Here is a 9,361-nt window from a genome sequence, read left to right on the forward strand (position 1 = left end):
AGCCAGCGGCGAACGGCGCATAGTTTGTTTTTGATACCGGTTCAATTTTAGCATTATCGTGGGCCGTGCGGTGCGCAAACGAAAAGGTGTTCCAATGACGCTGCCTCCTTCAAAAAACGCTTTCCGTTTAATCAAGGAAAGATATTCCGCGCGCCATTATTGCCAAGAGATGGCATTGAGCCTGTCATGTCGAGAAGGTCAGGGACCTGGGAGGTTATTGCGCTGTAAAGATTGTGGGCCAGGGGTTGCCGGCTCAGATACCTTGAGGCGTTTCGCGCTACAACGCGTGCAAACGGAACCTGCGCTGATTGTAGCTACCGCCCAGACGGGCGCTGGTCCGCGCGACCTAGAGGCAGCTGTTTAAGAATTTAACCGCATAAGGAGAATGTGATGGAAATAATTTCCCATGAAACGACCGAATACGAACACCTCCTGTATGAGGTTGATGACGAACACGTCTGCTGGCTGACCCTGAATCGGCCAGACAGTATGAACTCCATGAATGAGCGTCTGCTGGCTGAGCTCCGGGCCGCGCTTCTTCGTGCCGACTTTGATGATAAAATAAATGTAGTGGTCATTCGTGGCGCCGGCCGCGGATTCTGTGCCGGACACGACCTCTATGAGGACGCGACCGACGATCGTTCGTCGATATACGGATATCGCATGAAGTACTTTCGTCAGTTTGATCAGTTCACCACGCCGTGGACCATCAGCAAACCGGTCATAGCGTCTGTTCATAAGTTTGCGATCGGGAAGGGATTTGAGCTTGCCCTCTTTTGCGACATAACCATTGCCTCGTCGGATACAAAAATTGGTTACAACGAAGTTCGCTACGGCATCTCCGGTCACTGCATGTTCATGCCCTGGTTGGTGAACATGAAGAGCGCAAAAGACCTTCTGCTCACAGGACGTGATGTGTCAGCAAATGAAGCCAAGGATATGGGACTGATCACCGAAGTGGTTCCGCCTGAGGATCTTCATGAAGCCACGCGTCGGAAAGCCACGCTCATGGCACGAATGCCGCCCGACATGCAACGAATGCACAAGATGTATCTCAACCGCGTTTACGAGATGCAGGGGCTCAAGGGCGCGACCGACTACTATCTTGAGTTGATGGCACCGCTGGGTGTACTGCCGGTTCCCGAGTATGCCGAATTCACCAAGATGACGACTGAAAAAGGTCTGCGAGCCGCATTGGACCATGCTCAGGCACGATACGAAGGACTCGACTGAAGACACGCTGACGGCATTCGCCCCGGACATCGTGGGCAAAAACTTGATCCTCCGCGGGATGCTTTGCAGGAGGTCATCAAATCCCGGTTTGGTCCAAGAATACGCTGCGAGGCCTCTTCCGGGCCAACCTCAAATCCATGTCCCGATAAAAGTATATAGAGGACCTAAATGCCCAGCAGATCAGGCAGTACACAAACAACCCAAAGCTTTATGGAGCCCAACCTTAGCCGCCATACCGCCCCTGAGAGCAAACTCGAACGTCTCAAGCGTATGCTGACACCTCAAAGTGCGGTGTTCATCGGGGGGCCGTTTATGACCACTGCAATTGAGTACTGTCGTGCGATCGGTTTCCGAGGTCGCCTTCATGTTGTCAATCCGCGACGGGCTGAGATCGCTGGCATTGCCTGCCTGCCAAATGTCGCCAGCCTGCCGGAAGTGCCTGATGTGGCGTACGTGGCAGTTCCAAATACAAGTGTTGTCGAACTCATCCGAGAGCTTTCGCGGTTCGGGGTTGGAGGCGTCATTTGTCACACCGCCGGCTTCTCTGAAATGCACGGTGGGGAACGTTATCAGCAGGCACTTGTCGAAGCAGCGGGCGACATGCCGGTCATAGGTCCCAACTGTCCAGGTATGGTGAACTTTCTCGATCGTTCCGCCTTCATGATGGACAATTTTGGAAATCATGAAGGAAGCAGCGGTGTTGCGCTCATCAGCAGCGGTGGGTCTTACCTTTTGGATATTGGCTATGCCGACCGCTCGCTGCCCGTGTCATATTCGGTTGGGCTCGGCAATCAGGCAATGGTCTCTGCCGCGGATGTCATGAATGCGATCTTGGATGATGCCCGCGTATCCGCCATTAATCTCTACCTCGAGGGTATCCCAGATCCGGTAGCCTTGGCCGCCGCGGGTCTCAAGGCAGCGCGCAAAGGAATTCCTGTCGTGGTCCTCAAGGGGGGGCGCACTACTGCAGGCCGTCGCGCAGCCCAGTCGCACACTGCGTCACTTGCGGGCGATGACGTAGTCATGTCGGCCTTGTTTCGGCGACTTGGATTTGTCCAAGTGCGCTCGGCCACGGAAGCAATGGAAACGCTCAAGATGCTTATGTTCGCACCTCGTGTTCGGGGCCGGCGAACGGCACTGGCGTCCACTGGCGGCACGTATGCGGTGCAAGGCGGCGATATGGCGGAGGCTTATGGATTGGAGTTGGGGCCCCCGTCGCCATCGGCATCTAAGGAATTAGAAAAGTATTTGCCGGCCTTGGTGCATTCCGCCAATCCGCTTGACATTTCCTTTGCGCATTATGATCCCCTGGAACAAAATCTGAACATTTATAAATCGTTCCTTTCGGATGACTACGACTTGGCTCTCATGGTTATGTGCTATCCACCCGATGGTGGATTTGATCCAACAGGCTGGGACATAACATCCAGTGCATTCGCGCAAGCCGCGGGCGGGCGAGGGATACCCGCAGCATTCATCAACACTATACCTGAAGATTTGCCGGGCAAAGTTCGAGAGCGGATGATTGGCGAGAATTTGGTCCCGCTGATGGGTATGGAAGACGGTATGCGCGCAGTGGCAAATGCCGTACGCTTTTCGGAGCTTGCTGACCAGCTTGCTCTACGTACCGATGAGGAAATTGCCCTACCTGACTATCGGACCGGCTCTACCGAAGGGGCAGCGCTCGACGAGGCTGCCGCCAAAGCCGAATTGGGTCGCGCCGGCATTTCAGTTCCACGCAGCGTGGTCGTGAAACATGATCAAACGGATGGTCTGGACAAGCTTACATTTCCGGTGGTCGTCAAAGCGCTTAGTGCGGAGCTAGCACACAAGAGCGATCTGGGAGCCGTTGCACTGCGCCTCGGCACGCCAGAGGCGGCTTTGAAGGCGGTGCGGGCAATGGCCGACAAGTTGCAACAAAGCGTCCCTGACCTCTCTATTCGCAACTTCTTGGTAGAAGAAATGGTGCAGGACGGTGTCGGCGAGTTGCTCGTGGGAATTCGCCGAATTGACGCGATGGGTTTGGCTCTCACGGTCGGAATGGGCGGCACAGACGCTGAGCTCTTACGTGACACAGCGACACTCCTTTTGCCGGTTTCGCCTGAGACCATTGGCGCGGCCGTGCGAAGCCTCAAACTGTTCCCATTGCTCGACGGCTGGCGCGGTCGGCCAAAGGGCGATGTGGACGCGGCTGTTAATGCTATTCAAAAGCTCGCTGAGTTAGCTATCGCCAACGAGAACCGATTCATCGAGGCCGAAATCAATCCACTCATCGTATGCCGAGAAGGACAAGGCGCAGTTGCTGTTGACGCGGTCATACGACTTGGCTGAAACCGGTAGCCATTGAATAGATCGACTTGGGCAATTCAAATAGAGGAGATACACCAATGGGTGTTCTCAAAGGGGTAAAGATTGTTGAGATGGTCGGGCTTGGCCCTGGACCATTTTGCGGTATGTTGCTTGCCGATCTCGGTGCAGACGTGATTGCAGTGGAGCGTCCAGCCGCAGGCGCCGGCAGTCCTCGGCCGTGGGAATTATGTAGTCGTGGTAAGCGTTCGATCATTCTGGACATCAAGAAGCCAGGAGCTGTCGAGACGTTCCTGGAACTTATTGACGGGGCCGACGCACTGATCGAAGGTATGCGACCAGGTGTAATGGAACGCCTTGGTCTGGGTCCAGACGTTTGCCTCGCGCGTCGCCCGTCCTTGGTCTATGGTCGAATGACGGGGTGGGGACAGTATGGCCCTCTGTCGCAGGCTGCAGGACACGACGCAAATTATGTGGCTCTATCTGGTGCTCTATGGCTTGCAACCCAGCCTGGCCAGCGGCCTGATGCACCACCCGGACTGCTAGGAGACGTCGCTGGTGGCGCGCTCTATCTCGCGATCGGAATTCTCGCTGGCATTCTGCGCGCCAGACAGGACGGCCAAGGGCAGATAGTCGACGCCGCGATGCTCGATGGCGCGGCGCATATGCTAAATTTCGCGATATCCTTTCTTCCCGATCACTATGGCGGCTCCTTCGACAAGGCCAGGCCCGCAGCTCTTGGTATGCACTGGGATCGTCCTTATCTTTGCGCCGACGGCGGATGGATCGTCGTACAAGCTGTCGAACCACAATTTTACGCCGAACTCATTCGGCGCCTCGGCCTCGACCAGGATCAGCGTTTCGTCAACGATCAACGAAATCCTGACGCTTGGGCTTCGCTTGGAGATGAGCTGTCGGCACTCTTCAAGACAAAGAGCCGCGCCGAATGGACCCGGCTGCTAGAAGGCACGGATACCTGCTTCTCCCCGGTCCTGGCGCCGGAGGAGGCGGCAGCACATCCCCATAACATTGCGCGTGATATCTACAAGACCGTCGACGGTGTCTTGCAGACAGCGCCGGCGCCGCGCTTCTCGGTCACTCCGTCGGGCGAGCTGGTCTCTGTGCCGGCGCGTGGCGCGCATACCAAAGAGGTCCTCGCCGAACTTCAACAGAATGGGACGTACGGGAGGTCGCACAGGCGAATAAGAAAAGGCACATGATTGTCAGTGCCGCCCTGTTATCGAGGCCACGGTCGACGCTGCTTAGACTTGGAGCGTATTGGCACCATGTTTGTCTCGCCTGTCAGGAAAATCGAAAAACACGCGATGGAGTGCAACAGCCACATGGCCCACTGCAACATGCTCTTCGACCCGTGACGGAGATCATGCGTTTGATGAGATGGCGCTCGGGGCCGAGGCAGCGTGCGCACATCGAGGTCGTTATCGCAACGCAATCGTGGAGGTGCACGATCGGACGACGCGATTGAAGTTGCTCCAAAACTTGGGCCCGCGGCATCGTCAGCCTCGCAGCGCGCCAGATAATTCTCGGCGCCGTAGAACTTCTCATCCTCGATAACTACGGACTTTAGCCTATCGACAGCAATGCTCTCTCCTGGAAATCCTTGAGGGACTAAACGGCTGCGGGTCGACGCTTGTCATCAGCCAATTCCCCGCAGCCAGATGGCACGAAAAGATCAGCGAACCCGCCTGTGCCGGCGCAATATTGGATCGTCTTGTTCACAACGCGCACAGGCCTGAAATGAGCGGCGAATCCATGCGCCGTCTGCGCCAATCGGCAGAAATATAGGCCTGCAAGGCCGGAACGCAGAACCGTGGCAAATATCCTGGCCAAGACATTGTTGGATGCGCACCCCGCGAAGCAGACCGCCAATCTCCTCTCTCAGAATGCAGGTTAGTCTCAAAGCGGGGACGATTCTAGGGGAGTACCTCTATCCCTTACGGCACTTTGCAGAAGGTTCATTCTGGAATCTTCGCCTATAATAGCTTCGAAGCGATTTGGCAAAGGCCTGCAGCCGACCGGGTATACGCTGCTAAAGCTTCGTCGGCGAGAAATTAATTGGGCACAAGCTGGCGGCGTCATTCCTTCAGCCCGCTGGCGGAGTGCAAGAACCAGTCCACGATCAAATTGACAGATACCGCCAACAACGCGATTGCGCCAGCGGGAAGCAGGGGTGTAATATCTCCATAGACAATCAACGTCGCAGTGTCACGTACCATTGAGCCCCAATCTGCGGTTGGCGGCTGGATGCCGAGCCCGAGGAAAGATAGTCCGCTGATGAGTAGGAACACGAAGCAAAACCGAAGGCCGAATTCAGCTATGAGTGTTGGTGCAATGTTCGGCAGGATCTCACGTGTCATAATCCAGATTGGTCCTTCCCCGCGGAGCCTCGCCACTTCGACGTAGTCCGAAACTTCGGCGTTGATTGCTATGGCACGTGTGAGTCGAAACACCCGCGTAGAATCGAGGACAGCAATAACGATTACGAGGGTAGGAATTGAGGTGCCGAAGATGGAGAGCAGTAGCAGCGCGAAAATCAGCTGAGGTATCGACATCAAAACGTCGACGAGGCGGGACAGAATCTGGTCGGTCCACCCTCCGAAGGTGGCTGCCGCCAAACCGGCTGAAGCACCAATGGAGAATGCGAGGATCGTTGTTATCAAGGCGATCCCGATGGTGTTGCGCGCACCAAATATGAGTCGGGTAAACATGTCGCGACCAAGATTATCGGTTCCGAGCCAGAAGGCGGCGCTCCATGGTTCGAATTGGGTGCCGACGATCTCTGCCTCTCCATAGCGGGCCAGGTGCGGCGCCAGAAGTGCGGTCAAGGCATAAAGCGTAATGATCACAATTCCAAACTTTGCACTCATTGGGGCCGACACGAACTTGCTGGCTCCTGACCGAATTATTCCTGGAGTATGCAAATTCGTCATATGGCCTCGCTCACAAGCTGTTCATAGTAAGTATCGTAGATCATTTTGGATGCATAAGCCGCGGATTTGTTACGATAGAAAGGACATCGGCTGTAAGATTAAGCAAGACGTAAGTAGCAGCGAAGATTAAACTGCAGGCTTGCACGACTGGAATGTCCCGTTTCTGGACGGAATCGACAATAAGCTGCCCAAGGCCGGGGTAGACGAAAACGACTTCGACCACAACAACGCCGGTGATGAGATATGCCATATTGAGAACGACAACAGTGGCGATGGGTCCCCATGCATTGGGTAGAGCATGTCGAACGAGCACCCTCCACTCAGACAGACCCTTTAGGCGCGCTGTTTCGATATATTGGTTGCCCAAAAGATTGACGATTGAAGTCCTCGTCATTCTCATCATATGAGCCAGTACAACCACCGCAAGTGTGAGAGCCGGCAGGGCGATTGCGGTTAGCCGATCCACAAAGCTGGTGGTTGAGTCGACATCAGAGAGGCTGGGCAGTACTCCTGCATGCACCGCGAAAATCAAGATGAGTATATAAGCCACGAAGAACTCTGGAAATGAAATGGACGACAGAGTGACCACATTGATCGCACGGTCAATAAATGTGTTCCTGTTGATTGCCGCCACGATCCCCCCAAGCAGCGCCAAAGGGACTGAAATTATTGCAGCACTGAGCGCAAGGAAGAGCGTATTAAACAGCCGCGGGGCAATAAGCTCCCCGATGTCCCGGCCGCTAGCGAGTGCCGTTCCGAAGTTCCCATGGAGTATACCGCCGAGCCACCTAAGATACCGGAGGTGAACGGGGAGATCCAGGCCCAGGCTCTTGCGGAATGCTGCGACAGTCTCGGGCGTCGCCGACTGCCCGAGGATCTCGGTCGCGATATCTCCCGGAAGGAGTTGAATCCCGGCGAAAATGATAATTGAGACGATCCACAAGGTCAGCGCGCCCAAGGCGACACGCTGACCGATAATCCTTAATATTGAAGTCATGGTAGCTTTCGATCTCAGGCTTCAGCGAACCACCAGCGCTCCGTACAACGGAATCCATCCAGATCCCAGTTGGAAGCTATCTTATTGTGACCGACCTTCCTCGACAGGGCACTGACGTAGTTCGCGAAGACCGGTATGATCGAGCCGCCGTCATCGCTGCAAAGCGTCTGCATCTCTGAATACATCTCCAGACGTTTAGCGTCGTCGAGTTCTGACCGGGCAGAGACCAATAATTCATTGAAACGACCATTCTTCCAATGCGCTTCGTTCCAAGCGGCACCAGCGGCATAAGCTTGCGAAAACATCCAGTCGGCTGTGGGCCGCCCTGCCCAAAAGGCCTCACAGAAGGGTTTTTTCAGCCAGACGTTGTCCCAATAGCCATCGCTCGGCTCGCGGACAACATTGATGGTGATGCCGGATTTGGCAGCATTCTGCTGGTAAATCGCTGCGGCGTCGACCCCACCTGGAAAGGCGGCATCCGAAGCTGAAAGGCTGACTTTTAGATCAGCAAGACCAGCCTTCTTGAGGTGGAACTTAGCCTTTTCGGGATCGTATTCCCGTTGCGGCAGGTTCTTGTTGAAGAAGCGATTTGTGGATGCGATTGGATGATCGTTGCCGAGCTGGCCATACCCCCGTAGCAAGGTATCAAGAAGCTGTTGCCTATTAATCGCATATTTGAGTGCAAGTCGGACATCCAGATTGTCGAATGGGGAAACATCACAATGCATTGGCATGGTGTAGTGTTGGGTTCCGCCGATCGACACAATCTCCAGATTTTTGTTCCTCTCCAGCAAGTGCACCGTCTTCAGGTCGCAACGTTCCATCGCGTGAATCTGGCCTGTCGTCAGCGCGTTTGTACGCGCTGTGGCATCTTGAATCACGAGGAGCTCGATCGAATTAAACCAGGCCGCATTCGTTTTCCAATAATTTGCAAAACGTTTGGCTGTTCCTTTGACGCCGTAGTCGACGTTCTCCAGAACATAACCTCCGGCTCCTACTCCGGAGACGTCTGCCTTTCCGTCCTTCGCGGGCACCATAGCCAAGTGATAGTCTTCGAGAAGGTAGGGAAAATCTGCATTCCCGTTCTTCAGTGTGATAACTACAGTTCCGGGACCGTCCGCGCGGATATCATCGATCGCATCAACGGTGCTCTTTGCGGCTGATTTGGATTCATCCCCTCGATGGTGATTGATAGAGGCGATAACATCGTCGGCATCCAAGCTTTTGCCATTATGGAACTCGACGCCTTGCCGCAACTTGAAGGTCCAGGTCTTGGCGTCTTTTGACGCTTCCCAGGATTCAGCGAGTTCGCCGGTTACTTTCCCATCCGCATCAATTTCCATGAGATAGCCATGCAGGCTCTTGCCGAACACTTCTGTGAACGCGTTATTATAAGTCGCAGGATCGAGGGTGTCGGATGTGCCACCGGCAGCGACTCCAAGTTTGAAATGCCCCCCCTTCTTCGGCGTTGCTTCCTGGGCGATAGCCGGCAGGATGCCACCTGATGAAGTGATGGCCAGAGCGCCTACCGCTGCTGCGGATTTGAGGATACTCCTGCGGTTCACCTTCATAGCCATGTTTGAACATTCACCCCATTTGTTCATTGCAGTTCTCCTCCTTTTAAGTTGTTTATTATGCCGGCAATTACTCAGTCAACATCGACATCTGGCGCGAGGTCAGCAAGGCCCATGGACTTGGAAGCCAAGTTTCCTGGCGCGGATTTGCAAACTCGATTACCTCGAAGTGTTGCACAATCTGGATAGCCAATTTAACATTCCCCGACGTCAATCTGCGTTTTTTGGACAAATGGCGGCGAGTGGACAGTCGATGAAATTCCTCCTACTCGTGCGGCCCAACCTTAACCGGCCGGCGG

Annotated in this window: 7 protein-coding genes; 4 read left to right on the plus strand and 3 right to left on the minus strand. The window is 54.8% G+C overall.

Annotation, left to right across the window (positions count from 1 at the left end):
• Positions 1-390: 390 nt before the first annotated feature.
• The 4 genes from CU103_RS29440 to CU103_RS32615 all read left to right on the plus strand — a co-directional run bounded on the left by CU103_RS29440 (position 391) and on the right by CU103_RS32615 (position 5,346).
• Entirely contained in the window at positions 391-1,233 is an 843-nt protein-coding gene (locus CU103_RS29440) for an enoyl-CoA hydratase/isomerase family protein (RefSeq protein WP_106667589.1), read from the plus strand.
• Between the two features lie 312 nt (positions 1,234-1,545).
• Positions 1,546-3,564, plus strand: coding sequence for an acetate--CoA ligase family protein (locus CU103_RS29445; protein WP_170117153.1), 2,019 nt, complete (start codon positions 1,546-1,548; stop codon positions 3,562-3,564).
• Positions 3,565-3,620: 56 nt separating this feature from the next.
• A complete protein-coding gene (locus tag CU103_RS29450) occupies positions 3,621-4,760 on the plus strand; it encodes a CaiB/BaiF CoA transferase family protein (RefSeq protein WP_106667591.1) in 1,140 nt (379 codons plus the stop codon).
• A 436-nt stretch (positions 4,761-5,196) separates the two neighbouring features.
• Complete coding sequence (locus CU103_RS32615; RefSeq protein ID WP_280954635.1) at positions 5,197-5,346, plus strand: ATP-binding protein; 150 nt, start codon at positions 5,197-5,199, stop codon at positions 5,344-5,346.
• Positions 5,347-5,636: 290 nt separating this feature from the next.
• Here the strand turns inward: CU103_RS32615 and CU103_RS29460 are convergent, their stop codons facing one another.
• The 3 genes from CU103_RS29460 to CU103_RS29470 form a co-directional block, all read right to left on the minus strand.
• Entirely contained in the window at positions 5,637-6,428 is a 792-nt protein-coding gene (locus CU103_RS29460; RefSeq protein ID WP_245449068.1) for an ABC transporter permease, read from the minus strand.
• Between the two features lie 103 nt (positions 6,429-6,531).
• Positions 6,532-7,488 (minus strand): ABC transporter permease, encoded by a 957-nt coding sequence (locus CU103_RS29465; protein WP_106667593.1) that lies wholly within the window; start codon positions 7,486-7,488, stop codon positions 6,532-6,534.
• A 14-nt stretch (positions 7,489-7,502) separates the two neighbouring features.
• Positions 7,503-9,092, minus strand: a complete 1,590-nt coding sequence (locus CU103_RS29470; protein ID WP_245449069.1) for an ABC transporter substrate-binding protein — start codon at positions 9,090-9,092, stop codon at positions 7,503-7,505.
• Positions 9,093-9,361 lie beyond the last annotated feature (269 nt).

This window comes from Phyllobacterium sophorae (genome assembly GCF_003010965.1).
In the GTDB taxonomy this organism is placed as follows: domain Bacteria; phylum Pseudomonadota; class Alphaproteobacteria; order Rhizobiales; family Rhizobiaceae; genus Phyllobacterium; species Phyllobacterium sophorae.